A 22,918-nucleotide genomic window follows, 5' to 3' on the forward strand; every position below is an offset into this window, starting at 1 on the left:
ATCCGTCACAGCGCCTCCGGCTCAGGGCGCGCGCGTTCGACCCGGTAGTCATCCACGAACGTGAAGAACAGCTCCAGCGGATTCACGTTCTCCGCTTCGGCCTCACGCCCGATCTCGGCCGCCCAGCCAAGGGAACTCTGTCGTCCAAGCTTCGTCCACAGCCACTCGGCGAAGGGACCATCCGGCCAGAAGTCGACCTGCTCGGTGATGCCGTGAATCTTGACGGCGACCTTATACCCGATCAAGACGGAGCTCAGGTCCTCGAGCGAGCGCGCCCACATCCCCGGACGGAGCCGCACCTCCTCAAGGAAGTCGAAGACATCGCTCAGCTCGCCAAGCTGCCTCGGCCTGCGCTTCGCCGCCCCATCGTCTGACATGGGCCGAGCCTATCGGCGATCACGCCAGCCACCAGGCATCAGCCGACGGAACCGAAAACCACGCCCGAGCACGTCGCCATCACCATCGTTACCGAACATTCTCAATAACCTGCCACTTGCAGCCGTTGCCGGTGACGTAGCTGATGTCACGGCGGGGCTTCTCCGCCCTGCCGCCCGCAGGGGCCTGCGAGGCCGGTGTGGGCAGCAGGGGCTCGATCAACGCCCATCCCGCGGCGGTGGTGTCGGAGGGATAGGTCCGGCGGCGCATCGCTCACCTGCCGTTTCGCGATCACCGGACCGCTTGCCGCGGACATTGGCCGCCAGGTTGCGCAATCCCTTGGTTTCGGCACGACGTCGCCGTCCTTGCCGACCGCGTGCCCGAGTTGGGCACTTCGGTGGGCGGCCATCTTGGCGGCTCTGTTACTGCATGACGCCACGGGCGCGGGCCGTACAGGCGCAGTGAACTCATCCGGCGTGCCCGCCGCCAGGTCAGCGCGGGCAAGCCGCCTGCCGATGCTGTTCGGGGGAGGGCTCTCGTGGTGGTGAAAGGCGGCTCCCCGTTCAAGGCCCCGGACGTGGAACGGCTTGGCCCTTGCTCATGCGCAGGATCAAGGTGACGGCGTCCTCCGACTGGGCCGCCGGCGTCAGAACCTGCTGTAAGAGCAGGCCACGAATCGCGGCGACGGCGACGGTGGCCACGGTCTGCGCTTCCTCGGTGCCGTGGCCTTCGCGTTCCGCGAGCGCGGCCAGCATTTTGGTCAGGTCGTCGAGCGAGTCGATGAACTCACGAAAGTCCTCCGGCCTGTACGCGGCCAGTCCCACCACGTGAAAGAAGCCGCGTACCCGCGACAACTGCTCCGGCCGGGTGTACGCCCGCCAGATCGCCACGACGAGATCGTCGAAGGTGCCCCGCTGGGCGAGGTCGAAAAGCGCCGCGTTGTCGCGGGCTCGCTGTGCCTTGAGCATGGCGGCCAAGACGCCCGGGAGTGACCCGAAGTGGTATCGGAGCAGGGCGTGGCTGGTCTCGGTCCGTGCGGCGATCTCGCGGAGCGACACCTCCGGTGAGGGAAGGTCCTCGCCGAAGGCGTCGAGAAGCCGAGCCAGGAGACGCTCGCGTGCGTCGCCTTTGCGTTCCGTGCTTGACAGGATCACTCCCACAGTTTATCCATTGGAAAAGAAGGGCCGTGTTGCTTCACACATGGTCGCAGTCGGCTCGCAACGGCGGAGGGAACGACTCGTGGGACGTTTTCAGGTGGTTGGCGCGACGGTCGTCGACGGGTCGGGTCGCGACCCCGCCGACGTCGACGTCACCGTCGAAGACGGGCGGATCACCCAGCTCGGTGCCTCCGGCGCTGACGGCGAGCGCCTCGATGCCGGGGGACTGACGATGACGCCCGGTCTGATCGACGCTCACGTTCACCTGGGCTTGTCGAGCCCGATCCAGCCGCAGTTCTCGTTTCAGATCAGTGCCGCCGAGATCGCGGCGGACATCTTCGCCACGGCCGGCGCGACGCTCGATGCCGGCTTCACGACCGTCCGGGACACCGGCGGGATCGACGGCGGCGTCGTCACCACGATCGCGAAGGGCAAGGTCAGGGGGCCGCGCGTCCTGTCGTGCGGACCGGTGCAGTGCCAGATCGGTGGGCACGGCTACTACGGAGCCGACTGGGAACCCACCGAGCTGTGGAGCAGCCATCACACTCCGGGCCTGTGCGCCCTGTCCATGATGTCGGGCAACGCGGACGAGCTGCGAGGCAACGTGCGCGAGGCCTTCCGTCGCGGAGCCTCCTTCCTGAAGCTCTGCGTGACCGGCGGAGTGGTCGGTGCGCTCGACCGGCTGACCGACACCCAGTTCACCGTGGAGGAGATCGCCGTCGCCGTTCAAGAAGCCGCCGCGCGGGGCACCTATGTGACGGTTCACGCCCACAACAACGACGGCATTCGGAACGCGGTCGAGGCCGGGGCGCGCTGTGTCGAGCACGGCACCGACCTCGATGAGTCCACGGCCACCCTGATGGCCACCCGCGGCGTCGCCCTCGTGCCCACGTTCGCTGTCGTCGAGCAACTGCTGCGTGACCCCGCTGGAGCCGGCCTCGGCGAGTCGGCCCGCGATCGGGTGACGGGTGTTCGCGAGCGGATGACGGAGGCGCTCGCCGTAGCCAGGAAGGCCGGAGTGCGGATCGGGCTGGGTTCCGATCTCATCGGTCCGGCCCAGGAGCGTCGAGGCGAGGAGCTCAGGTTGCGCGCGGAGCTCGAGACGCCGATGGACGCTCTCGTGGCGGCCACGAAGACCAACGCCGAGATCCTTGGCCTGGCCGGCCAGGTCGGGGTCATCGCACCCGGTATGCAGGCAGACCTTGTGCTCTGGAACGGTGACCCGCTCGAAGATCCGAAACTCTTCGCCGACCCCGCCAACGCCATCGTCGTCGTCCAGGCCGGCCGCGTCGTGAAGGACCTGCGATGAGCGCCATGTGGCAGGGCTGCCTCGCCGACACCGACTACTTCGAGACACGTTCCAGCGGCGGTCACGACTACGGCATCTGGGTCACCACGCCACCGCGATACGATCCCGCCACGACGCAAGCGCCTGTCGTGTACGTGCTCGACGGCAACTGGGCCGTGGGCATGACGGCTCCGCTGATCGTCACCCAGTTGGACCCCATGCAACAGATCAAGCCCTACATCCAGGTCAGCGTCGGTTACGCGGGCGAGGAAGCGCAGCACTGGGCCCGGCTGCGCAACAGAGACCTCGTGCCACCCGGCGAGCCCATCGCCCAGGAGTTCATCGACGCCGTGGAGATGGGCGTTCGGACGGGCGGGAGGACACGCGAGGAGGCCGACGCCTACCTCGCCGAACTACGCGACACCCGCGCCGACAAGTTCCTGAGCTTCCTGACCGCGGACCTGCACCCCCGGATCGAACGCGACTACGGCACAGCCACGAGCGGTCACGGCCTTTACGGCTACTCCTACGCCGGACTCTTCAGCCTCTACACCTGGCTCAGCGGCAGCACGCTCTTCGAGAGCATCGGAGCGGGCAGCCCCGGCGTCGCCAGCGCGGAAAGCCAGGTCTTCACCCAGCTCAAGGAGATGGGTGACAGCCGCCATGCCGCCAAGCTTCACGTGACCTTCAACGACCGGGAGCTTCTCGGAGACCTGGCCGTCTACCAAAGCATCACGAAGAACACGGCCACGCTCCTGCACCGCCTCACCTCCCGCGGCGGAGCCGTCACCAGCGCGATCCTGCACGAAACGCACGTGACCGGCCTGCAGGCCTCATTCCTCAGCTACCTCAGAAGCTGCCGTGCCCTGTGAGTGCGGGCAAGAGTACCCCGGGAAAGGGCCGGCAATCAGGGCGCTAAGGGTCATTCAGGCTTTGATCGTGTCGGTGCGATGCAGGCGCCAGGCGGCGAGCGTTGGCGATCGCCAGCATGACCACCGACAGGGCGAACACCATCAGGCTGGTGGCGGCGCCCGTCCTTCTAGCGGGTTCGGGTGCTGTAGGAGTGGGCGCCGGTCCCGGCCAGGGCGCCGCCATCGACGATGAGGTACTCCGGCCGGATGGGCGTACCGTCCAGCCAGCATTCGAGGATCTCGCGGGTCCCTGCCGCATAGCGGGCCTGGGCCGACAGCGACGAGCCGGAGATGTGCGGGGTCATGCCGTGATGCGGCATGCTCCGCCACGGGTGGTCGGCCGCGGCGGGTTGCGGGAACCACACATCGCCCGCGTACCCGGCCAGTTGCCCGTTGTTCAGCGCGCGGACGATCGCGTCGCGGTCGGCGATGCGCGCCCGCGCGGTGTTGATCAGGTACGCGCCGCGCTTCATCGTGGCGATGAGCGTGTCGCCGAACAGCCCCTCGGTCTCCGGGTGCAAGGGAGCGTTGACCGTCACCACGTCGCAGTGCGGCACCATGGAGGCGGTGTCGCGATGGTAGGTGAGCCCGAGCTCCTGCTCGACCTCGGCGGGCAGCCGGTGCCGGTCGGTGTAGTGCAGTCGCACGTCGAACGGCTGGAGCCGGCGCAGCACCGCCAGCCCAATCCGGCCCGCGGCCACGGTGCCGACGGCCATGCCCTCCAGGTCGTAGGAGCGGGTCACGACGTCGGCGATGTTCCAGCCGCCGTCCAGGACCGTCCGGTGGGCGGGCAGGTAGCTGCGTACCAGAGAAAGGATCATCATGACGACGTGCTCGGCGACGCTGATGCTGTTGCAGTAGGTGACCTCGGCGACGGTGACGCCGTGGGTGATGGCCGCGTCGAGGTCGACGTGGTCGGAGCCGATCCCGGCGGTGATGGCCAGTTTCAGTTCGGGGGCGCGGGCGAGGCGCTCGGCGCTCAGGTAGGCGGGCCAGAACGGCTGGGAGATCACCACGTCGGCGTCGGCCAGTTCCCGCTCGAAGGCCGCGCTGTCCTTGTCGGAGGTGACCACCAGGATGTGGCCGCGTTCTTCCAGGAAGCGACGCAGGCCAAGCTCGCCGGACACGCTGCCGAGCAGGTGGCCGGGGGTGAAATCGACGCCCTTGGGGCTGGGCAGCGTCTGCCCGTCCGGGTAGCCGGTCAGCTCGGGCAGCCCGTCGCGGGCGTAGGACGTGGGGTAGCCGCCGATCGGGTCGTCGTACAGCACGCACAACACCTTGGCCATGGCTCTGCTCCTCCTCGGTGGGGATGACCTCACTGTCCAACGGGCAAATCCGCAGGTCAAAGCGTTTGTGGCTATCGGGTGATAGGTGGCGTCTATGCCAGGTACCCGACGGTGAGCCGGTCGAGGACCTCGCGCAGGTCCACCTCACGGGCCACCTCCAGCAGCGCCCGCGCGATCACCGGCTCCGGCCCCGCGCCCGCCGTCACCAGCCCCACCCTCGGCTGCCTGGCCACCTGCTCCAGGCGCACCACCCGCATGCCCTCCGGGACGCCGAACATGTGCAGCCACGCGTGCGCGATCACACTCGACCAGCGGTGCGTGGCCACGTGCGCGAACAGCGCCGAGACGGTGTCGGTCTCGATCGCCGCTACGGCCACCGCCCCGGCGCGGGCGAAGTGGGCGTCCAGGATGCGGCGGTTGCGCATCTCGGGGGCCAGCAGACAGAGCGGCAGCGCGGCCACCTCCGCCCACCGGACCGTGCCGCGCCCGGCCAGCTCGCCGTCGGCGGGGGTGAGCAGCAGGTAGCGCTCCTCGTACAGCGCGACGGCGCGCATCTCGCCGAGGTCCTCATCGTCGTCGAGGTAGGTCATCGCCATGTCGATCTCGAAGTCGGCCAGCCGGCGGGCGATCTGCCGCGACGACAGCGATGTCAGCCGGACCCGCACGTGCGGATAGCGTTCGCAGAACGGCGTCGTCAGCAGCGAGGCCGCGGTGAGCGCGGTCGGGATGGCGCCCAGCCGCAGCGTACCCGCCAGGCCCTCGCGCATCCGCGACAGGTCCTGGCGCAGCGCGTCGGTGTCGGCCAGGATGCGGTGCGCCCACAACAGCACCCGCTCGCCCTCCGGCGTCAGCCCGGCGAAACGCCGGCCGCGCCGCACCAGCGGCACATCCAGCTCACGCTCCAGCTTGCCGATGGCCGCCGACAGCGACGGCTGCGAGACATGGCAGGCTGCGGCCGCCCGCCCGAAATGCCGCTCGCGGGCCAAGGCGACGAGGTACTCCAACTGGCGTAACAACACGGCCAAGGATCACCCGCCGTCCATGTCATCTCTCCCGCGGCTAGCCTTTTTGAGACTACTCAGTGCTCGGCGACCTCCCGCGCCCGCGCGTCCTACCGTGCACTCGACCGGCTCGCCGCCCTGACACCGATCGAGCCGCCGGCCGCTGAACCCGGCCGGGGTGGCCCGCCCCACACCCGCTACGCCGTCACCACCGCAGGTCAAGATTGGTGGACGAGTTACAGGCTCCGGGCTCCCGTCGCGAAGGTCTGCCGACCGAAGGGAGGCCGCCCCGCTGGGCGTTCTCCGCACTCGTCAGGACATGAGTGGGTGCGGGAGCTATTTGACTGGTATTTGTCGATCACGTGATTGGCCGAACAGATGCCGGATCTTAGGGTCACTGGTATGACGTCAGGCAAAGGGGATGAGCGGGAGCGCATCCTCCAGGCAGCGTTCCGGCTGTTCGCCGCGCTCGGCTACGACGCGACGGAGGTCGTGCAGATCGCCGAGGCGGCAGGGCTGAGCACGAGGGCCGTGACCTCCCAGTTCGGCGCCAAGCGCGACCTCTACCTGGCGGTCATGGAACGCGCTCACGCCCTTCACTCGGCCGTCGTGGAGGCGAGGGTCAAGGACGTGCAGACCGCTCCGGTCGCGGAGAAGGCGGCGGCGATCCACCGGCTCATCGACGCCTACATCGACTTCTCCGCCGACAATCCCGAGGTGCCCGCACTGTGGATGCACCGGTGGTTGTCCGACGCCCGAGACGTCAGCAACCTCGAGGCGGAGTACGTGCAGCCGCTCGCCGAGTTCGCCATAGAGAACATCATCCCCGTGACCGAGGCCCCGGATGCCGACGTGCACTTCACGATCAACACCTTGGTGTGGTGCGTGCACGGGTTCGTGCTCAGCGGCGTGTTCGACGCGTCGGGACGGCGGCGCGGCCCCGACGACCTACGCGCCATGCGGCGCTTCCGCGCCCACATGCACCAGATGATCCACCGGACGCTTGGACTGCCGGGTTCACCGCCTCCGGCCATGTGACGGCTTTCTCCGGACCCCTCACTCCGGCGAAGGACTCGATGAGCGGGCCCTGCTCGCTGCCCACGTGGTACGGATGGATCTCGTCGAAGCCGAACGAGCCAAGGGGCCGCACCCGCCCGTCTTCTTGCAGGCACGCGCCACTTTCGCCCCTGCGGCCCGCCCACGGTGATCAGCCCGTCGGCGCACCAGCGCGCGGTCTCCTCGCTCACGGCCGAGCCGACGAGCGCGGGCGGTTCGATGGGCAGCGTCCACAGCCCGGCCCTGTCCACCGGGACCAGGCACTCGCGCTCGGTGCCCTTCTGGAGAGATGCTGGGTATATGACCGCATCGTCACGTTTGTGGCAGGAGGCGTCATGAATACCAAGGAGTGGACCGTCAAGATCCTCATTACCGAGGACGACGAGGACAAGCGCACCTCGGCTACCGCCGTGCTCTACGCGATCGACAACAGGCGGCACGAGAGCGTCGGCTACGCCCGCCGTAACCCCGACGACCGTCCGATCCCCGAGATCGGCGACGAACTGGCCGCCGGGCGCGCGCTGATGGACCTGGCCGACAAACTCCTCGGTGACGGAGCCGAGGACATCGCCGAGATGGCCGGCCCCGCCCGAGCCATCTGAGATCCGCGTGCCGAGCAGTCCCGACGCGGGCCGTCCCTGGCTGCCCGCCCCGATCAGCATGCCCGCCGCGCCGTTCGCGCCGAGCACCCCGAGCGGGCGCGGGCGGCGCGCGAGCCGGTGAGCGGACTGCCGGTACGCGGGATCAACTACGACGTCGGCACCGCCTACGTGCCCGGCACCCTGTCGCGGCCGGAATGGGACGCCGTCCACGCGGGCGAGGACCTGCGCGCCATCGCCGCGAAGCTGCACTGCACGGCCGTCTGCGTGTTCGGCACCGACATCAGCCGTCTGAGCGAGGCCGCCGAACTCGCCCTGGAACGCGGCCTCGAGAATCGCCCGCACCGACCCTTATGCCTGGGAGCCCAAGGCCACCTTCCACCGGCTGGCCGGGATCTACCGGCGCCCAGGCTGAGCGGCGAGGCTCCGAGTCGCCATCTGGGGCGGAAGATCACCTGAAAGGGGAGCTGCTGCGGGCGACCTCCAGGAAGCGGGCGACCAGGGGGTTCTGGTCGTCCCGGCGCGAGCTCGCTGCGACGGTGGTGCGCATGTTGTTGGGTTCGATCCGGCGGTAGGCGACACCCTTGAGGCGGATCCGGCGGATGCTCGCGGGGGCGAGCGACACGCCGAGTCCCGCCTCGACGAGCGCGCAGACCGTCTGCCATTCGACCGCCTGCTGGCCGAGGCGGGGCTCGAATCCCGCGTTGCGGCACAGGCCGAGGATCTGGTCGTGGACCGTCGGCCCCGCACCGCGGGGCAGCAGTACGAACGGCTCGTCCGCGAGTGCCTCGATGGGCAGGACGCGCTGGGCCGCGAGGGGGTGGGCGGCCGGCAGGATCGCGATGAACTCCTCGGACAGGATCGTCTCCGTCGCCAGCCCCGGCTCGTCCGGCGGTTCACGCAGGAGCCCGATGTCGATCACGTGCTCGTGCAGGGCGATCACCTGCGGGGCCGTGGTCATCTCGCGGATCTCCATGTCCACCTGGGGATACCGGTCGTGGTAAGCGCGCAACAGGCCCGGCAGGACGGTCAGCGCGAGCGATGCGGAGAAGCCGATCCGGATGCGACCGGCCTCACCACTGCCGGTACGGCGGGCCGCGTCCAGGCCGGCGGCGATCTCATCGAGCGCGCGCCGGGCGGCGGGCAGAAGTTCCTGTCCCGCCGCGGTGAGGGCGACCCGGCCGGGTCCTCGGGTGAACAGCGGGTGTCCGACCTTCGTTTCCAGGCGGCGGATCTGCTGGCTGAGCGGCGGTTGCGCGATGCCCAGCCGCTCCGCTGCGCGTCCGAAGTGGAGTTCCTCGGCGAGCACCGCGAAGGCGTGAAGCTGCTGGAGTCCGAGTTCAGGGCGGTCCATATCTGCAGAGATATCACAGGGTTCCTGCAGAGGTATTGGACATATCACCGCTGGGTGTCTACCTTCGCCGCATGAGTGAGCGACGCGTGATCTTGAGTGGTTCCACGTTCGAGGAGGAGATCGGCTACGCGCGGGCGGTGATCGACGGCGACTGGGTGCACGTGTCCGGGACGACCGGGTTCGACTACGCGACCATGACCATCTCCGACGACGTGGTCGAGCAGGCCGAGCAGTGCCTGCGCAACGTCGAATCGGCACTGACCGAGGCGGGCTGCTCGTTCGCCGACGTCGTCCGGGTCAGATACCTGCTCCCCGACCGTGCGGACTTCCAGCCGTGCTGGCCCACCCTGCGCCGCTGCTTCGGCGAGATCCGCCCGGCCGCGACCATGCTCGTGTGCGGCCTCGCCGATCCCCGCATGAAGTTCGAGATCGAGGTGTACGCACGACGTTCACGAGCGCCAGAGCCGGAGTCCGCTGCCGCGGGCTGACCTTCACGCGGCAATCACGCAACACCGGGCACCGCACGGCCGCTCGGCGGAGCGGTGCCCAGGTGGGTGAGCGGGTTTGTGCCATAAACGATGGACAATCATCACCGAGAAATCTTGGCATGGCCGTAGGGTTAATGAAGTGGCATTGGAGTTACCGTCTAGCACGTTCTCTGGCCTGCCCTAAATCCTGCGGCAAAGCCGATGTCGTAGGCCTCTTGGTTGGACCTTCCGTAGTAAGGGTTGCCGCACTTCGCTCCGGCTTCGAATCCTTCTGCGTAGCCGTTCGAGCAGATCTTCCTTTGCTTTTTCCCGAAGCTTCTGCAGACGGGCGGCGCGGCCTCCGAGGCCGCCGTGACCTGGCTTTCACCAGTGGACTTCTGAACGATCGAGGCCTGCGATGTTCCGACCGTCCCCAACAGGAGGGCGGCGATCAGCGGGCTGGCGAATAGCGCACGTTTTCCGTACATCCTCATCTCCTTCCTCATGAAGGCACTTTTGGATGGCCCGGTAAGGCCGATCCTCATGAAGATGAACCACTGCGTTCTACCATCGTACTCGTTTGATTTGCCGGCAGGTCCAGACCGTTGACTTCAATATGAGCGCGGCTTTGCCTGGCGTACACCGTCAGGGGGCGCTGCGGTAACGCGACCGCCGGCCCCGGCGGCAAGGCGAACACCGGGATCGTGGCGGCGGCCGGCGTACTGCCGGATGACGTCCGGGTGGAAGGCACCGGCCACGCGGACGCCTCCGGTGGCGGGAAGGCCGACAGCGGGGTACGGCTCGACTGACTCGTGCCCGGCCTGAGGTCACGTGGTTGACGCTCCGCCCAGGAAGGTGACCGGATGAGGGCCGATCTCCCGCCCATGAAGGCGTCGTGTCCGGCAGCGACCATGACTTCCCGGCGAGGTGCCTGGCCGGCGCCTGGGGAGAGCTGGGCGACTTCGACCGCGCACAGGCCGTCGCCGCGTCGATCGCCGACCCGCGGGAGCGCGCGCTGGCGCTGGCGTCCCTGGCCCGGCTCGCCCCCGCCCCGCTGTCGGCCCGCCTCCTCTGCCTGGCGCTGGCCCAGGACGCCGACCACACCAAGATCCTCCACATCCTCGCCGACCTGGCCCCTGACGCCCCGCGCACCGCCCGCTCCTGGACTCCGCCACTGCTGCTTCCCTGAGCTGTGTGGCCGGCAAGCGCGTCAAGCTGGCGCCCAGCCGAGGGATCCGCGGCCGGAGCTCGCTAGGTGTCGCGGCGCAGCGTGAACCAGAAGGTCGGCACCGAGTTGGTGCCCGGTGTGACGTCGAGGAGTTCCCAGCCGCGGAACCTGGTGCGGAGTTCGTCGGCCGTGACGCCCGCCGCCCACGACGTGACCTCGGGGACCGGGTTGCCGAGCGGCTCGGGGCCGTACCCGAACATCAGCAGCCGTGCGCCGGGAGCGGCGCGGTGTGTGAGCCCGGCGGCGTAGGCGTCGCGGCGGTGCGGTGGGATGCCGCAGTAGCAGCTCAGGTCGAAGAACAGGTCGAAGGGGCCGGGCACGTTCAGCTCGTCGAGGCGGGTGGCGTCGCCGTGCAGCAGCCGTACCGCTACGCCGGCCGTCGCGGCCTTCGTTCTGGCCTGGTCGACGGCGCGGTCGATCAGGTCGACGGCCGCCACGTCCCAGCCGTGCCGTGCGAGGTAGACGGCGTTGGTTCCCGTGCCGCAGCCGAGTTCGAGGGCGCGGCCGGGTGGCAGTGCGCCGTGCCCCTCTACCAGGGCGACCAGCTCGGGCGGGGTCACGCCGGTGTCCCACGGCGGCTTGCCGGCGCGGTAGTAGCCCTCCAGCGCGCGGTGGACGGACTTCTCCTCCTGCCGTGCGGAGGCCAGGTCCGGTTCGTTCATCGTCTCCTCCAAGAGATTAGAGTTGAACTCTAGTGGTGCACTCTAGAGATATACTCCCAATATGGAAAAGGTCAAGCGGCCGGACAAGCGGGCCGAGCGCTCGCGGCGTACCCGTGAAAAGGTCATCGAGGCGGCTCGGGAGCTGTTCATCGCGCAGGGTTACGGGGCGACGAGCCTGCAGGAGGTCGCGGACCGGGCGGGCGTGGCCGTCCAGACCATCTACTTCGTCTTCCACAACAAGCGCACGCTGTTCAAGGACGTCGTCGACACGTCCATCGCCGGTGACGCCGAGCCGGTCGCCACCATGGATCGAGAGTGGTTTCGCGCCGCGTGCGCCGAGCCCACCGCGGCGGGGCAACTGCGGGCGCACGTCCGCGGCACCCGCGAGATCCTGGGCCGGGTCGCTCCGATCATGCCGCTGATCGCGGCTGCCGCGGCCACCGACCCTGAGATCGCCGAGCAGTGGCCGGACACCCCCGATCCGCGCTACACCGTGCAGTACGCGGCGGCCGTAGCCCTGGCCGGCAAGCCCGACATCCGTCCCGGCCTCTCGGTCGAGATGGCGGCGGACCTGCTGTTCGGCCTGCTCAGCCCGCAGCTCTACCTGATCTTCGTCCGCGACCGCGGCTGGCCGCCGGACGCCTGGGAAGAGTGGGCTCGCACTGCCTTGACCGCCCAGCTCTGCGCTGATCCCGGCTAGGTGCGAGGGCGCGGCTGGCACTCTCTCCGGCACCGCGCCCTTTTGCCTGGCCGCTCTTGGCGTCCCCCGTCTCAAGGGGAACGTAGCCTGCCGGCGCGAGCCAGCGCCTCGTCCAAGGCGTCGGAGGAGTCCGCGCCGGCGGGGATGATGTTGTCCGCTCCGATGATCTCGGTGGTGCCGGTCTTGTCCAGGACCTTGCGCAGGGACGGCTGGACCCCGGCCAGGATCAGGGTCCCGCCGACGTCTCGCATCTTGGTGGCGTGCTTCTGGAAGGCCTTCATCAAGGTCGATGACGGTACGTCGGGAAGCGTCTGCAACAAGAGCACGAGGATGCTCCTATCAGCGTGGTCGATGCGCGGCCAGCTCTGGTTGATCCTGTTGAGCTCGGCGAAGAAGCTGACCCCGGTGTAGCGCAGCACGAGGGTCTGCCCGGGTTCGAGCTGCTCGGGGGGTTCGGAGGCGGTCCATCGGCCGCTGCGCGGTGAGCGGGTGAGCCGGACGAGCCGGGCGTTCTTGGCGATCTGCCCACAGAACAGGGCTAGCGACAGGAAACTGCCGATCAGGATCGCGTGCTGGAGCGGCAACTGCGTGGTCGCCAGGAAGGTCGCGATCATCGAGGTGAGCGGCGCCCAGGAGGTGGCGGCGACGAGCTTGATGTCGCCCAGCCGGTGGACGACCAGTTCCACGCCGATGACGATCACCAGCCCGCCGATCACCGGCATGGGGATCAGCTCGGTGACGGATCCGGCCGCCAGCACGATGACGGCCAGCCACAGCCCGGCGAAGATCCCGGCCCACCTGGTGCGGGCTCCCGCGCTGGTCGCGATGCCGGTGCGGGACAGCGAGCCGCCGGTGGGCAGCGCCTGGAACAGCCCGCCGAGGACGTTGGCGTAGCCCTGCGCCTTGAAGTCGGCGTCGACGTCGGTGCGGCTGCCGTCGGGATTGGGTACGGCGGCGCCGATCCCGGCGGCCTGCGCCAGGGCGACCAGGGCCACCGCGAAGGCGCCCAGCCCCAGGGCCGGTGCGGCGGCGAGGCCGGGGAGCTGGGGGAGCGGCAGGCCGGAGGTGACCTTGGCGATGTCACCGACGAGTTCCACCTTCAGATCGGCCACCGCGACCACCACGGTGACGACGACCAGTGCGACCAGCGTGGCGATCGGCCGCAGCGGGCGCAGCGCCCAGGCCGCCGCCCACACCGCGATCGTCGCGAGGCAGACTCCGACGGTGACCGGTTTCCAGGAAGCGATGTGGGTGATCCAGTCGGCGATCTGCCGGAGCTTGTTGTGTCCCGCGGGCTCGTACCCCGTGGCGTCACCGAAGGCGCCCACGATGATCTGGACGGCGATTCCCGTGGTGAAGCCGGTCATGACGGCGTTCGACACGAAGCTCATCAGCGCGCCGAGCTTGAGGAAGCCGAACAGCAGCATCACGACGCCGGCCATGACGGTCAGCATGGCCACGTTGCCCAGGTTGTGCGGGTCGAGCCCGGCCTCGGCCAGGACGCTCTGCGCCGACAGGGCGATGGCGCTGGTCAGCGTGGTCACCATCAGTACGGTGCGCGCGGTCAGCGAGCCCACGAGGGTGGGCACCATGCCGGAGTACAGGCCGAGCACGGGATTGAAGCCGCCGATGTTGGCGTATGCCATGCCTTCGGGGATGCTGAACAGCCCGGTGACCAGCCCGGCGATGGCGTCCCGGCCGGTGGGCCGTCCCAGCTTCACGAGCCCGCCACCCGCCGCACGGGGATCAGCGGGCGCTGCGTGGTCCGCACCAGCACAGGAGGTGGAACTTCTGCGGCGACCCGGCGCGGGCAACCCCCTCCCAGGACGAACCAGGGCGAGAGGGGTGCGTTGATCATCGCGCCGAGCTTCTCCGGCGTGCGGCGCCGCGCGGAGGGGACCAGTCGATCTCTCATCTCGGGGCCGCGGGAGGGCTACGGCGTGACGATGTTGAAGTCGCGATCCGGGGTGTCCAGGAGCCCCAGCAGCGTGATGAGCGCCTGCGGATCGCCCTCGCTCCGTACGCCGTCGTGGCTGCGCGTCGCGACCATGCCGAGCAACTGCGGCTTGGTCAGCGTCAACGTGAGGTCGGCTGGGGTTCCGTCGTGGTCGTGCGTCTGTACGAGCACGCCGTTGGCGAGGCGGAGCCGTACCGTCTGCTGAAGGTCGGTGAAGTGGCAGTCGATCGTCAGGCGGGTGTCCCAGGCGCGGGGGCCGTCGATGCGGATGGCGATGGAGTCGAAGATCTGCTCGACGCTCAGGGCGCGGGCGACGTCGTGGCTGGCGGTGTCCAGGCTGGCGTCCGCCTTGTCGCCGCGCAGTTCAGCGGCGCCCTGGAGGTAGAAGTTGCGCCAGGGGCCGTTCTCGGCGCCGTGGCCGAGCTTGTCGTAGACCTTGGCGAGCAGGTCGCGGGCGTCGGTGTTGTCCGGGTCGTCGAAGACCACGTAGTTGAGCACCTGGGCCGCCCAGCGCAGTTCGCCCGCGTCGACGGCGGCCTTGGCCTTGGGCAGGACGGCCTCCGCGCCGCCCATGAACTCCACATGTTTCCTGGCCGACTCCTCGGCGGGCAGCTCCCACAGGTGCGCGGGGTTGCCGTCGAACCAGCCCATGTAGCGCTGGTAGATGGCCTTGACGTTGTGGGAGACCGAGCCGTAGTAGCCGCGCGCGTGCCAGGACCGCGCAAGCGTGGGCGGGAGCTGGATCATCTCGGCGATCTCCGCGCCGTTGTAGCCCTGGTTGAGCATGCGCAGCGTCTGGTCGTGCAGGTAGGCGTAGAGGTCGCGCTGCTCGGTCAGGAATGTGGTGAGCGCCTCGGTGCCCCAGGTCGGCCAGTGGTGCGAGGCGAACAGCACGTCGGAGCGGCCGGCGAACAGTTCGATCGCCTCGGTCAGATAGCCGGCCCAGACCCGCGGGTCACGAACCATGGCGCCGCGCAGCGTCAGGATGTTGTGCAGGTTGTGGGTGGCGTTCTCGGCCATGCACAGGGCACGCCGGTCGGGCAGCGAGAAGTTCATCTCCGCGGGCGCCTCGGTGCCCGGCGTGAGCTGGAAGACGATGCGTACGCCGTCGACCGTCTCCTCCTGGCCCGTCTCGGTGATGGACAGGTTCGGCTCGATCAGCGAGATGGTCCCCGTGGAGGTGGTCTGGCCGAGTCCGGCGCCGATCTGGCCGGCGGGGCCTTTGGCCAGCTCCGCGCCGTACATGTAGATCGCCCGCCGGTTCATCGCGGTGCCCGCGTAGACGTTCTCGGCCACCGCGTGCTCCAGGAAGCCGGAGGGGGCGATGATCGGGATGTCCGCGCCGTCGGGCACGACTCCCCGGACGCCGCCGAAGTGGTCGGCGTGGGAGTGGGTGTAGATGACGGCCGTGACCGGACGGTCGCCGCGCTGCTCCCGGTAGAGCTTGAGCGCCGCCGCGGCGCACTCGGCCGACAGCAGGGGGTCGACGACGATGACGCCGCGCTCGCCCTCGATGAAGGAGATGTTGGACAGGTCGAACCCGCGTACCTGGTAAATGCCTTCAGCGACCTCGAACAGCCCGTGCTTGGCGCAGAGCCGGGACTGGCGCCACAGGCTCGGGTTGGCCGTGTCCGGGCAGTCGCCGTCGAGGAAGGCGTACCACTCCAGATCCCATACCACCGCCCCGGACTCACCGGTGATCTTCGTCTCCGCCGCGGTCGCGACGAATCCTCTGTCGGCGTCGGTGAAGTCTGTCCGGTCATCGAACGAGGGCAGGTCGGTCACAACTACTCCTCAGGGCCGCTCATGATCCTGGCCCTCTCCTCACTTCCCGGCCCTCCTTCTGGGCAGCGCTACGAAAGGGTCATTTGTCGGCATTCGCGGCAAGCGGGAGCGTGCTGTCCTGGGTGTGGCACTCCCAGGAAGTACGCGGCCTTCATCCGCTCCGATGACCTTGGAAGAGTCGCAGGTGTCTGTCATGCGGAACCCGACGTCAGGGGCGGCCGGTGTCGAGCACGTTGTCCGCCTGCCGACTTCCTATGCCGAACGTAACACATGCGCGTAAAGGAAAGAATCTCTTGCGCTTGGTTGAATGTCTCTGCATCTATGTTGCATACTCCCTCTAGCGAGAGAAGCTCTCGCGTTTTGGAGAAGCTGTCCGGTCAAGGAGCCTGCATGTCTGAGAGAACCCCCACCGCTCCCGTGCTCGAACCGGCGGCAGCGGCGTTCGCCGAGGCCACCGCCCAGCCGCCCTACCTGTTCCAGATCCCCGTGGAGGAGGCTCGCGCCGCGGTCGACGAGGTGCAGGCGGGCGAGGTCGCCAAGCCCGAGGTGGATGAGGAGTGGGTCACCGTCGAAGGCGGCCCGACCGGCTCGGTGAGAGCCCGGATCGTCAGGCCCCGGGACGCCGTTGGACCGGTCCCCGTGGTGATCTACATCCACGGCGCCGGATGGGTGTTCGGCAACGCCCACACGCACGACCGTCTCGTCCGCGAGCTGGCCGTCGGCATCGGGGCCGCCGTGGTCTTCCCCGAGTACGACCGTTCGCCCGAGCACCGCTACCCGGTCGCCATCGAGCAGAACTACGCCGTCGCCCGCTGGGTGGTCACCCACGGCGCCGGCAAGAACCTGGACGCCGAGCGCGTCGCCGTGGCCGGTGACTCCGTCGGCGGGAACATGGCCGCCGCGCTGACGCTGATGGCCAAACAAACGCGGGGACGTGTCCCTGTGGGCCCAGGTGTTGTTCTACCCGGTCACCGACGCGAGCTTCGACACCGCCTCCTACCATCAGTTCAGCGAAGGCTACTTCCTGCGCCGTGATGCCATGCGGTGGTTCTGGGACCAGTACACCACCATCGACGCCGAACGCGCCGACATCACCGCCTCGCCCCTGCGCGCGTCACTGGAGGATCTGGCCGGACTGCCACCGGCGCTGGTCATCACCGCCGAGGCCGACGTGCTGCGCGACGAAGGCGAAGCCTACGCCGCCAAACTCCGCGCCGCCGGGGTCCCCGTCGTCGCCGTTCGCCACCTCGGCATCATCCACGACTTCGTCATGCTCAACGCCCTGCGCGACACCCACGCCGCCCAAGCGGCCATCGACCAGGCCGTCCACGCACTGCGCACCGCACTCCACCAGAACTGACCCACGCAAGCGCGGAACGGAGTTCCCGCACCGGTCGCCCCTTCCGCAAGGAGACATCATGTTCCGTCCCGAACGCACCACCTCTCGCCCGGCCGTCGGTAACCTGGCCAAGCTGGCTCTCGCGCCCCTCGTGATCGGCTCCCTGCTGGCCGCCACCACGACCGGCGCCGCCGCCTCCCATGACAGGGGTTCGAGCAGGGCCAAGCCGACCGTCGTCCTCGTCCACGGCGCCTTCGCCGACGCCTCCAGCTGGGCCGACGTCATCAAGCGACTGCGCCGCGACCACTACCGCGTCATCGCCGTGGCCAACCCCCTGCGCGGCCTGCACGACGACGCCGCCTACGTGCGCAGCCTCCTGGACACCGTGCAAGGCCCCGTCATCCTGGCCGGCCATTCGTACGGCGGTTCGGTCATCACCCAGGCCGCCGCCGGCAACCCGAACGTCAAGGCCCTGGTCTACATCGCCGCGTTCATCCCCGCCACCGGCGAGAACGCCGCCGAACTGGCGGCCAAATTCCCCGGTAGCACCCTGGGCGACACGGTGAGCAGCGCCTCCTACCCCTTGCCCGGCGGCGGCACGGGCACCGAGCTGACCATCAAGCAGGACCGCTTCCACCAGCAGTTCGCCGCCGACGTCCCCGACGCCACCGCCGCCGTCATGGCCGCCACCCAGCGGCCGGTCTCCACCGCCGCCCTGGAGGAAAAGGCCACCGAGACCGCCTGGAAGACCATCCCCTCCTACGCCCTCGTCGCCGGCCGGGACCTCAACATCCCGCCCAAGGCCCAGAAATGGATGGCGGAGCGGGCCGACGCCCACACCGTCACCGTCCCCGGCGCCTCCCACGCGATCACCGTCTCCGAACCCTCGGAGGTCGCCGACCTCATCCGCCGCGCCGCGCGCGACTGAACCCACCCCAGCCGCTCGGCATCGAAGGCGGGAGGCGACGTCAGGGACGGCGTCCCCCACCACGAGCCTCAGTCGCGATGCTCCCGTTCGATTCTCTCGATGAGGAGTTCGATCTCGTACTCGAAGAGGGCGTCGACCTCGACCGTCATCGCCGACAGGCCGCCGCCGAGTTCGAGGCTGACGATGCCGTGCACGCATGACCACACGGCGACCGCGAGCCGGAAGTCCGCGGAGCCCGCGGCTCGGGCGGCGAGAACGTCGTCCTTCTGATAGGTCGCCGGTTCGCCGGCGAACTCGGCGAGGACGCCCAGGAGGATCACCATGAGCGAGCGGGCCGCGGCGGCCAGAGATTCGGCGTGCGCGTCGTAGCCCGGTACCGGGGGCTTGAACAGCAGCTCGTAGCGGTGCGGCTCGGCCAGGGCCCAGGCCCGGTAGGACCGGGCCAGCGCGCGGAAGCGCTCTTCAGGGGTACGGCCGGCCGCCTCGCCGCCCAGCTTCTGGGCGATGGCGTCGTGCAGGTCCTCGTAGGCGTCGATGACCAGGGCGGTCAGCAGGTCGTCACGGCTGGCGAAGTAGCGGTAGAGCCCGCCTCCCGACACTCCCAGTTGCTTGGCGATGGCGTTGATCGAGATCGCCTGGGGCCCGCCTTCCGCGAGCTGGTCCAGGGCCGTCGCCTTCACGTCCTCCCGGACCTGCTCGCGGAAACGTTCACGCATCGAGCTACGGGGGGCGGGTGTGGGCATCGCATCCTCCTATGGGTCTAGCAATCATAACATGGCGCACAGAAGCAAAGAATCTTTCGCTTTGACTTGAGCTGTGATGTTTGGCAATGCATAATCCGTAAAGCGAGAAGCTCTCACAGAGTAAAGAGTGTCACTTAGCACCCGAAGGAGGTCAGCCATGGGCATCACCACGACCAGGTCGCGACGCGCCCTGGCCATGGTCGCCCTGGCCATGGCCGCGGGCACCGTGATCCTCGACGTCTCGATGGTGAACCTGGCCACGCCCGCCATGAGGACGGCGTTGAACCTGTCGACGGCGGAACTGTCGTGGGTCGTGGACGGCTACTTGATCGCCTTTGCGGGACTGTTGCTGCTGGGCGGCCGGCTCGCCGATCTGCTCGGCGGCCGCAGGATGTTCCTGACCGGCGTCGCGATCTACGTGGTCGCGTCGATCGCGTGCGCCCTCGCCTTCGACGCGACCACCCTGATCGCCGCGAGGATCGTTCAGGGCGCGGGGGCGGCGGTCCTCACTCCCGCCGCGCTCTCGCTCATGCTCGGCCTCTACCCCGAGCCCGGCGAGCGGCGGCGCGCGCTCGGTGTCTGGGGCGGGAGCCTCGGCGCGGGCAGCCTGCTCGGCGTGGCGCTCGGGGGAGTGGTGACCCAGGCCCTGGGCTGGCCGGCGATCTTCTGGTTTCCGGTGCCGATCGAGATCCTCGTGGCCGTCCTCGTGGGGTACGCGCTGCCGCCGTCCCCGGTCAGGCGAGGGCGGTTCGACCTGTTCGGGGCGGCCACCATCACCCTGGGCATCTCGGCGCTGGCCTTTGGGCTGATCTCCGCCCCCGAAGCCGGATGGGGCTCCGTGCGCACGGTCGCGAGCCTGGCGGTCGGCGCGCTCTCGCTGGGGGCGTTCATCGTCGTCGAGCTGCGCTCCGGCCACCCTCTCGTCCCGCTCGGCGTCTTCCGGCGCAGGCCGGTGGTCATCGCCAACACCGTGATGCTCCTGCTGGGCGCGGTGTCGGTGGGCCTGTTCTACTTCCTGTCCCTGTACCAGCAGCAGGTCCTCGGCATGTCGCCCGCCACGGCCGGCCTGAGCCAGTTGCCGATCGCGGTCCTGATCACGCTGGGCGGCTTCGGCGCTCCGTGGCTGGCCCGGCTGACAGGTCCGCGATCGGCGATGGCGGGCGCGCTGGCCGCGTTGTCCGCGGGGCTGTTCTGGCTCGCCCAGAGCGAGGCCGGCAGCGAGTACGTCACCGCGCTTCTGGGGCCGTTCCTGCTGATCGGCGCCGGACTGGGTCTCGGATTCGTCTACGCGACGACCATCGCGGTCTCCGGCGCCGTCGTGGGGGAGACCGGCCTGCTCAGCGGTCTGATCAACGCCACGCGTCAGCTCGGCGGCGCCCTCGGGCTCGCGGCCCTGATCGCGCTGGCCACGGCCGGCGCGCGGCCGGAGGCGGGCGACGGCGTCGCCTACACCGATGCCTTCCTCGGCGCGGCGGTGCTCGCCCTCGTCGCCGCCCTTCTGTCCCTCATCCCGGCGGCACACCGCACGCCGGAGTCCGACCCACAGGTTGAAGGATGATCATGGAGACATCGACGGTTCTGGTGGTCGGTGCGACCGGAGGGATCGGGTCGCAGGTGGTGCCGGAGTTGCTGGCGCGCGGCGTACACGTGCGTGCGATGACGCGTACACCAGAACGGGCGGCCTCCCTCCCGGACGGAGCCGAACCCGTCGTCGCGGACCTGCACGACCAGCGGGCCGTCACCACCGCGCTGCGGGGGGTGGACGCGGTCTTCCTGAACAGCCCGTCCGCGCCGGACGCAGCCGAGGGCCAGATCCGGTTCGCCGAACGTGTGCGCTCAGCCGGGGTGCCGCGGCTGGTGCTGCTGTCCCAGTACGCGGCACGAGCCGACTCGCCCGTGCGGTTCCTGCGCTGGCATGCCGCCGTGGAGTCCTTCGTGTCCACCCTCGGCCTGCGGGAATGGACCACGCTACGCCCGAACCTGTTCATGCAGGGCGTGCTGAACTTCGCCGGCGTGATCAGAGCGGAACGGCGATTCGGCGCCCCGATCGGCGAGGCGCCCGTGAGCCTCGTCGACACCCGCGACATCGCCGCCGCGGCCGCGGTCGTCCTCACCGAGCCCGGACACTCCGGCCGCACCTACACCCTGACCGGCCCACGCGCGGTGACCCACGCCGAGATCGCCCGGGCGTTGTCGGAAGCGACGGGCCACCGGATCACCTTCGCCGACGTCTCTCCGGCCGACTTCGCCGCCGCGATGCACCAGATGCTGCCGCCCTGGCAGGCCGACGGCCTCGTCGAGGACTACGCGCACTACGCCAGAGGCGAGGCCGCCGACGTTTACACCGACCTCACCGACCTCACCGGGCAACCGGCACGGGACCTGACCGACTTCGCCCGCGACCACGCCGCCGCCTTCACCCCGGCATGACAGCCCGCGACCGGCGGCCCGGCCCATCAGGAGGCGGGTACGCCTGCCTCCTCCACGACACACCGAGCAGGAGTTCGACATGAGTGACAGGAAGATCGCGCTGGTGACGGGAACGTCCAGCGGAATCGGGCTGCACACCGCCGTGGGACTGGCGCGCGAGGGCTTTCACGTCGTCGCCACGATGCGCGACCCCGGCCGGGCCGACCGGCTGCGGGCCGAGGCCGCCGACCAGGGAGTCGATCTGACGATCCGGCAGCTTGACGTCACCGACCGCGACGGCGCCCGCGCCCGCGTCGACGAGGTGACGGCCGATCTCGGGCCCATCGCGCTTCTCGTCAACAACGTCGGCCAAGCCATCCTCGGAACCCTGGAGCAGATCGACGACGACGCTCTACAGCTGCAGTTGGAGGTCAACTTCCTTGGCGCCGCCGCGCTCACCCGGCACGTTCTGCCGTCGATGCGCAAGTCCGGCGGCGGCCGGATCGTCAGCGTCAGCAGCGAAGGCGGAGCCGTGGGGCAGCCGTTCCTCGACGGCTACATCGCCGCCAAGTTCGCCCTCGAAGGCTTGATGCAGTCGCTCGCGCCGGTGGCGGCCCGCTTCGGGATCGCCGTCAGCGTGGTCGAACCGGCGGCCGTCTCGACGAACTTCGTCGACAACGTGGACAACAGGGCGTTCCCCGGCCCCGACGACCCCTACCGCGGCCTGGCGGAGAAGTACCTCCAGAGCGCGGTCGACAACCTGACGCGGGCCCAGCCGGTTCAGGAAGCGGCCGCTGTCGTGATCGAGGCCGCGACGACCGCCACGCCCCGCTTCCGGTGGCAGACCTCGCAAGCCGCCGCCGCCTCGGTCGGCAGATCCCTCGCGGATCTGGACGGGAGCGCCGTCGTCGACGCCATGTCCACCTGGCTGGACTGAAACGGAGCACCGTGATGACCTCCTCTCCCGCCCCCCGGACCAACCTCCACCGCTGGTGGTGGGCGCTGTGGGGGCTGATGGCCGTATCCGCGATCGGCATCGCCGCCTACGCGCTGCCGCCCTATCTGTCGGGAAACCCGGCCGACAGCAACGTGCCCATCGACCCGGACGTGGCGCTGCATTACCTGTCTCTCACCATGCACGCCGTACCCGGCGGCCTCGCCCTGATCATCGGCCCCTTCCAGTTCATGGCCCGGTTGCGCGCCCGCCGGCCCAAGCTGCACCGGGTGGCGGGCCGGGTCTACATGATCTCCGTCCTGTTCGCGAGCGGCGCGGCACTGTTCGCCGCCACGTTCTCGCTCGGCGGCCTCTCGGTGCAGATCGCCTTCTACCTTCTGGTCGCGGGATGGCTGTACACGCTGGCCAAGGCCTACCTGAGCATCCGCCGCGGCCAGGTACAGCTGCACCGGATCTGGCTGATTCGCAACTACGCCCTGACCTTCGCCGCGGTCTCCCTGCGCGTCTACCTGCTCACCGGCCTGATGCTGAAGCAGTCGGTGGCCACCGCGGTGCCGTTCGAGGAGATCTACAACCTCAGCGTGTGGGCGTCCATCCTGGTCAACGTGGCCGTGGCCGAGTACTTCATCATCCAGCGCACGCTCGCGCCGCTGGCCCGCCGCCGGCGGCTCGGCGAGGCCGTACCGGCCGCCGAGCCGAGCTAGGTCTGGAGGTTCGT

At 69.3% G+C, this 22,918-nt stretch carries 24 protein-coding genes and 2 pseudogenes; 14 read left to right on the forward strand and 12 right to left on the reverse strand.

Translation table 11 applies throughout. The features are described 5' to 3' along the window. Positions 1–5: 5 nt before the first annotated feature. The 3 genes and pseudogenes from ACFWYW_RS50065 to ACFWYW_RS50075 form a co-directional block, all read right to left on the reverse strand. Entirely contained in the window at positions 6–377 is a 372-nt protein-coding gene (locus tag ACFWYW_RS50065) for a hypothetical protein (protein ID WP_379610951.1), read from the reverse strand. A gap of 103 nt (positions 378–480) precedes the next feature. Continuing rightward, positions 481–645, reverse strand: a pseudogene (locus ACFWYW_RS50070) (transposase); the annotation flags it as partial. Between the two features lie 293 nt (positions 646–938). After that, positions 939–1,529 carry a TetR/AcrR family transcriptional regulator gene (locus ACFWYW_RS50075; RefSeq protein WP_379610952.1) on the reverse strand — a complete coding sequence of 197 codons (591 nt, stop codon included), beginning with the start codon at positions 1,527–1,529 and terminating at the stop codon, positions 939–941. Positions 1,530–1,545: 16 nt separating this feature from the next. Between ACFWYW_RS50075 and ACFWYW_RS50080 the strand changes: the two genes are divergently transcribed. Together ACFWYW_RS50080 and ACFWYW_RS50085 are read left to right on the forward strand one after the other, a co-directional pair. Continuing rightward, entirely contained in the window at positions 1,546–2,841 is a 1,296-nt protein-coding gene (locus ACFWYW_RS50080) for an amidohydrolase family protein (RefSeq protein ID WP_379610954.1), read from the forward strand. Next, on the forward strand, positions 2,838–3,692 hold the full coding sequence (locus tag ACFWYW_RS50085) for an alpha/beta hydrolase (protein WP_379610956.1): 855 nt from the start codon (positions 2,838–2,840) through the stop codon (positions 3,690–3,692). Before ACFWYW_RS50080 ends, ACFWYW_RS50085 begins: the two co-directional genes overlap by 4 nt. A 167-nt stretch (positions 3,693–3,859) precedes the next feature. Here the strand turns inward: ACFWYW_RS50085 and ACFWYW_RS50090 are convergent, their stop codons facing one another. Together ACFWYW_RS50090 and ACFWYW_RS50095 are read right to left on the reverse strand one after the other, a co-directional pair. Continuing rightward, the gene (locus tag ACFWYW_RS50090; protein ID WP_379610957.1) at positions 3,860–5,017 is read right to left on the reverse strand and encodes an NAD-dependent formate dehydrogenase; all 1,158 of its coding nucleotides are present in this window, start codon (positions 5,015–5,017) and stop codon (positions 3,860–3,862) included. A gap of 92 nt (positions 5,018–5,109) precedes the next feature. Further along, the gene (locus tag ACFWYW_RS50095) at positions 5,110–6,036 is read right to left on the reverse strand and encodes a LysR family transcriptional regulator (protein WP_379611138.1); all 927 of its coding nucleotides are present in this window, start codon (positions 6,034–6,036) and stop codon (positions 5,110–5,112) included. 384 nt (positions 6,037–6,420) lie between these two features. Between ACFWYW_RS50095 and ACFWYW_RS50100 the strand changes: the two genes are divergently transcribed. From ACFWYW_RS50100 to ACFWYW_RS50110, 3 genes are all read left to right on the forward strand, one after another. Then, positions 6,421–7,056 (forward strand): TetR/AcrR family transcriptional regulator, encoded by a 636-nt coding sequence (locus tag ACFWYW_RS50100; RefSeq protein WP_379610958.1) that lies wholly within the window; start codon positions 6,421–6,423, stop codon positions 7,054–7,056. 353 nt (positions 7,057–7,409) lie between these two features. Further along, complete coding sequence (locus ACFWYW_RS50105) at positions 7,410–7,676, forward strand: DUF1876 domain-containing protein (RefSeq protein ID WP_379610959.1); 267 nt, start codon at positions 7,410–7,412, stop codon at positions 7,674–7,676. A gap of 117 nt (positions 7,677–7,793) precedes the next feature. Beyond that, entirely contained in the window at positions 7,794–8,132 is a 339-nt protein-coding gene (locus ACFWYW_RS50110) for a hypothetical protein (protein ID WP_379610960.1), read from the forward strand. On the opposite strand, the gene ACFWYW_RS50115 is transcribed toward ACFWYW_RS50110, so the two are convergent. Beyond that, positions 8,125–9,027: a LysR family transcriptional regulator gene (locus tag ACFWYW_RS50115; RefSeq protein WP_379610962.1), complete on the reverse strand. Its 903-nt coding sequence runs from the start codon at positions 9,025–9,027 to the stop codon at positions 8,125–8,127. The genes ACFWYW_RS50110 and ACFWYW_RS50115 overlap by 8 nt on opposite strands. A 71-nt stretch (positions 9,028–9,098) precedes the next feature. Here ACFWYW_RS50115 and ACFWYW_RS50120 point away from each other — a divergent pair, with 71 nt between their 5' ends. Next, a complete protein-coding gene (locus ACFWYW_RS50120) occupies positions 9,099–9,515 on the forward strand; it encodes a RidA family protein (RefSeq protein ID WP_379610964.1) in 417 nt (138 codons plus the stop codon). A gap of 158 nt (positions 9,516–9,673) precedes the next feature. On the opposite strand, the gene ACFWYW_RS50125 is transcribed toward ACFWYW_RS50120, so the two are convergent. Further along, positions 9,674–10,000: a hypothetical protein gene (locus tag ACFWYW_RS50125; protein WP_379610965.1), complete on the reverse strand. Its 327-nt coding sequence runs from the start codon at positions 9,998–10,000 to the stop codon at positions 9,674–9,676. A gap of 389 nt (positions 10,001–10,389) precedes the next feature. Between ACFWYW_RS50125 and ACFWYW_RS50130 the strand changes: the two genes are divergently transcribed. Next, positions 10,390–10,683 (forward strand): hypothetical protein, encoded by a 294-nt coding sequence (locus tag ACFWYW_RS50130; RefSeq protein WP_379610966.1) that lies wholly within the window; start codon positions 10,390–10,392, stop codon positions 10,681–10,683. Between the two features lie 62 nt (positions 10,684–10,745). On the opposite strand, the gene ACFWYW_RS50135 is transcribed toward ACFWYW_RS50130, so the two are convergent. Further along, complete coding sequence (locus ACFWYW_RS50135; RefSeq protein WP_379610967.1) at positions 10,746–11,384, reverse strand: class I SAM-dependent methyltransferase; 639 nt, start codon at positions 11,382–11,384, stop codon at positions 10,746–10,748. 61 nt (positions 11,385–11,445) lie between these two features. Here ACFWYW_RS50135 and ACFWYW_RS50140 point away from each other — a divergent pair, with 61 nt between their 5' ends. Further along, positions 11,446–12,084 (forward strand): TetR/AcrR family transcriptional regulator, encoded by a 639-nt coding sequence (locus ACFWYW_RS50140; RefSeq protein WP_379610968.1) that lies wholly within the window; start codon positions 11,446–11,448, stop codon positions 12,082–12,084. A 71-nt stretch (positions 12,085–12,155) separates the two neighbouring features. On the opposite strand, the gene ACFWYW_RS50145 is transcribed toward ACFWYW_RS50140, so the two are convergent. Genes ACFWYW_RS50145 through ACFWYW_RS50155 form a run of 3 tightly spaced genes read right to left on the reverse strand, consistent with a single transcriptional unit; the run spans position 12,156 to position 15,826 of the window. After that, the gene (locus ACFWYW_RS50145) at positions 12,156–13,805 is read right to left on the reverse strand and encodes a SulP family inorganic anion transporter (RefSeq protein WP_379610969.1); all 1,650 of its coding nucleotides are present in this window, start codon (positions 13,803–13,805) and stop codon (positions 12,156–12,158) included. Continuing rightward, positions 13,802–13,999, reverse strand: a complete 198-nt coding sequence (locus ACFWYW_RS50150; protein ID WP_379610970.1) for a hypothetical protein — start codon at positions 13,997–13,999, stop codon at positions 13,802–13,804. The genes ACFWYW_RS50145 and ACFWYW_RS50150 overlap by 4 nt, the downstream gene beginning before the upstream one ends. A gap of 18 nt (positions 14,000–14,017) precedes the next feature. Then, positions 14,018–15,826, reverse strand: a complete 1,809-nt coding sequence (locus tag ACFWYW_RS50155; RefSeq protein WP_379610971.1) for an alkyl/aryl-sulfatase — start codon at positions 15,824–15,826, stop codon at positions 14,018–14,020. A 390-nt stretch (positions 15,827–16,216) separates the two neighbouring features. Here ACFWYW_RS50155 and ACFWYW_RS50160 point away from each other — a divergent pair. Next, a pseudogene (locus tag ACFWYW_RS50160) lies at positions 16,217–17,186 on the forward strand (alpha/beta hydrolase). Between the two features lie 58 nt (positions 17,187–17,244). Then, positions 17,245–18,093, forward strand: a complete 849-nt coding sequence (locus ACFWYW_RS50165) for an alpha/beta fold hydrolase (RefSeq protein ID WP_379610972.1) — start codon at positions 17,245–17,247, stop codon at positions 18,091–18,093. A 68-nt stretch (positions 18,094–18,161) separates the two neighbouring features. Here ACFWYW_RS50165 and ACFWYW_RS50170 read toward each other — a convergent pair whose 3' ends face one another. Then, a complete protein-coding gene (locus ACFWYW_RS50170) occupies positions 18,162–18,836 on the reverse strand; it encodes a TetR/AcrR family transcriptional regulator (protein ID WP_379610973.1) in 675 nt (224 codons plus the stop codon). A 157-nt stretch (positions 18,837–18,993) separates the two neighbouring features. Here ACFWYW_RS50170 and ACFWYW_RS50175 point away from each other — a divergent pair, with 157 nt between their 5' ends. The 4 genes from ACFWYW_RS50175 (at position 18,994) to ACFWYW_RS50190 (ending at position 22,904) form a co-directional block, all read left to right on the forward strand. After that, the gene (locus ACFWYW_RS50175; RefSeq protein ID WP_379610974.1) at positions 18,994–20,394 is read left to right on the forward strand and encodes an MFS transporter; all 1,401 of its coding nucleotides are present in this window, start codon (positions 18,994–18,996) and stop codon (positions 20,392–20,394) included. A gap of 2 nt (positions 20,395–20,396) precedes the next feature. Next, on the forward strand, positions 20,397–21,266 hold the full coding sequence (locus ACFWYW_RS50180) for an SDR family oxidoreductase (protein WP_379610975.1): 870 nt from the start codon (positions 20,397–20,399) through the stop codon (positions 21,264–21,266). 79 nt (positions 21,267–21,345) lie between these two features. Beyond that, positions 21,346–22,182 carry an SDR family NAD(P)-dependent oxidoreductase gene (locus ACFWYW_RS50185; protein ID WP_379610976.1) on the forward strand — a complete coding sequence of 279 codons (837 nt, stop codon included), beginning with the start codon at positions 21,346–21,348 and terminating at the stop codon, positions 22,180–22,182. Between the two features lie 14 nt (positions 22,183–22,196). Continuing rightward, positions 22,197–22,904, forward strand: a complete 708-nt coding sequence (locus ACFWYW_RS50190; protein ID WP_379610977.1) for a DUF2306 domain-containing protein — start codon at positions 22,197–22,199, stop codon at positions 22,902–22,904. Positions 22,905–22,918 lie beyond the last annotated feature (14 nt).

The organism is Nonomuraea sp. NPDC059023 (assembly GCF_042740095.1).
Classification (GTDB): Bacteria; Actinomycetota; Actinomycetes; order Streptosporangiales; family Streptosporangiaceae; genus Nonomuraea.

Bases quoted from the DNA above. Each gene is read 5' to 3' on its own strand.
- ACFWYW_RS50065 (WP_379610951.1), bottom strand. From the start codon at position 377: ATGTCAGACGATGGGGCGGCGAAGCGCAGGCCGAGGCAGCTTGGCGAG.
- ACFWYW_RS50085 (WP_379610956.1), top strand. From the start codon at position 2,838: ATGAGCGCCATGTGGCAGGGCTGCCTCGCCGACACCGACTACTTCGAG.
- ACFWYW_RS50090 (WP_379610957.1), bottom strand. From the start codon at position 5,017: ATGGCCAAGGTGTTGTGCGTGCTGTACGACGACCCGATCGGCGGCTAC.
- ACFWYW_RS50100 (WP_379610958.1), top strand. From the start codon at position 6,421: ATGACGTCAGGCAAAGGGGATGAGCGGGAGCGCATCCTCCAGGCAGCG.
- ACFWYW_RS50105 (WP_379610959.1), top strand. From the start codon at position 7,410: ATGAATACCAAGGAGTGGACCGTCAAGATCCTCATTACCGAGGACGAC.
- ACFWYW_RS50115 (WP_379610962.1), bottom strand. From the start codon at position 9,027: ATGGACCGCCCTGAACTCGGACTCCAGCAGCTTCACGCCTTCGCGGTG.
- ACFWYW_RS50120 (WP_379610964.1), top strand. From the start codon at position 9,099: ATGAGTGAGCGACGCGTGATCTTGAGTGGTTCCACGTTCGAGGAGGAG.
- ACFWYW_RS50125 (WP_379610965.1), bottom strand. From the start codon at position 10,000: ATGAGGAAGGAGATGAGGATGTACGGAAAACGTGCGCTATTCGCCAGC.
- ACFWYW_RS50135 (WP_379610967.1), bottom strand. From the start codon at position 11,384: ATGAACGAACCGGACCTGGCCTCCGCACGGCAGGAGGAGAAGTCCGTC.
- ACFWYW_RS50140 (WP_379610968.1), top strand. From the start codon at position 11,446: ATGGAAAAGGTCAAGCGGCCGGACAAGCGGGCCGAGCGCTCGCGGCGT.
- ACFWYW_RS50150 (WP_379610970.1), bottom strand. From the start codon at position 13,999: ATGAGAGATCGACTGGTCCCCTCCGCGCGGCGCCGCACGCCGGAGAAG.
- ACFWYW_RS50165 (WP_379610972.1), top strand. From the start codon at position 17,245: ATGTTCCGTCCCGAACGCACCACCTCTCGCCCGGCCGTCGGTAACCTG.
- ACFWYW_RS50170 (WP_379610973.1), bottom strand. From the start codon at position 18,836: ATGCCCACACCCGCCCCCCGTAGCTCGATGCGTGAACGTTTCCGCGAG.
- ACFWYW_RS50175 (WP_379610974.1), top strand. From the start codon at position 18,994: ATGGGCATCACCACGACCAGGTCGCGACGCGCCCTGGCCATGGTCGCC.
- ACFWYW_RS50180 (WP_379610975.1), top strand. From the start codon at position 20,397: ATGGAGACATCGACGGTTCTGGTGGTCGGTGCGACCGGAGGGATCGGG.
- ACFWYW_RS50185 (WP_379610976.1), top strand. From the start codon at position 21,346: ATGAGTGACAGGAAGATCGCGCTGGTGACGGGAACGTCCAGCGGAATC.
- ACFWYW_RS50190 (WP_379610977.1), top strand. From the start codon at position 22,197: ATGACCTCCTCTCCCGCCCCCCGGACCAACCTCCACCGCTGGTGGTGG.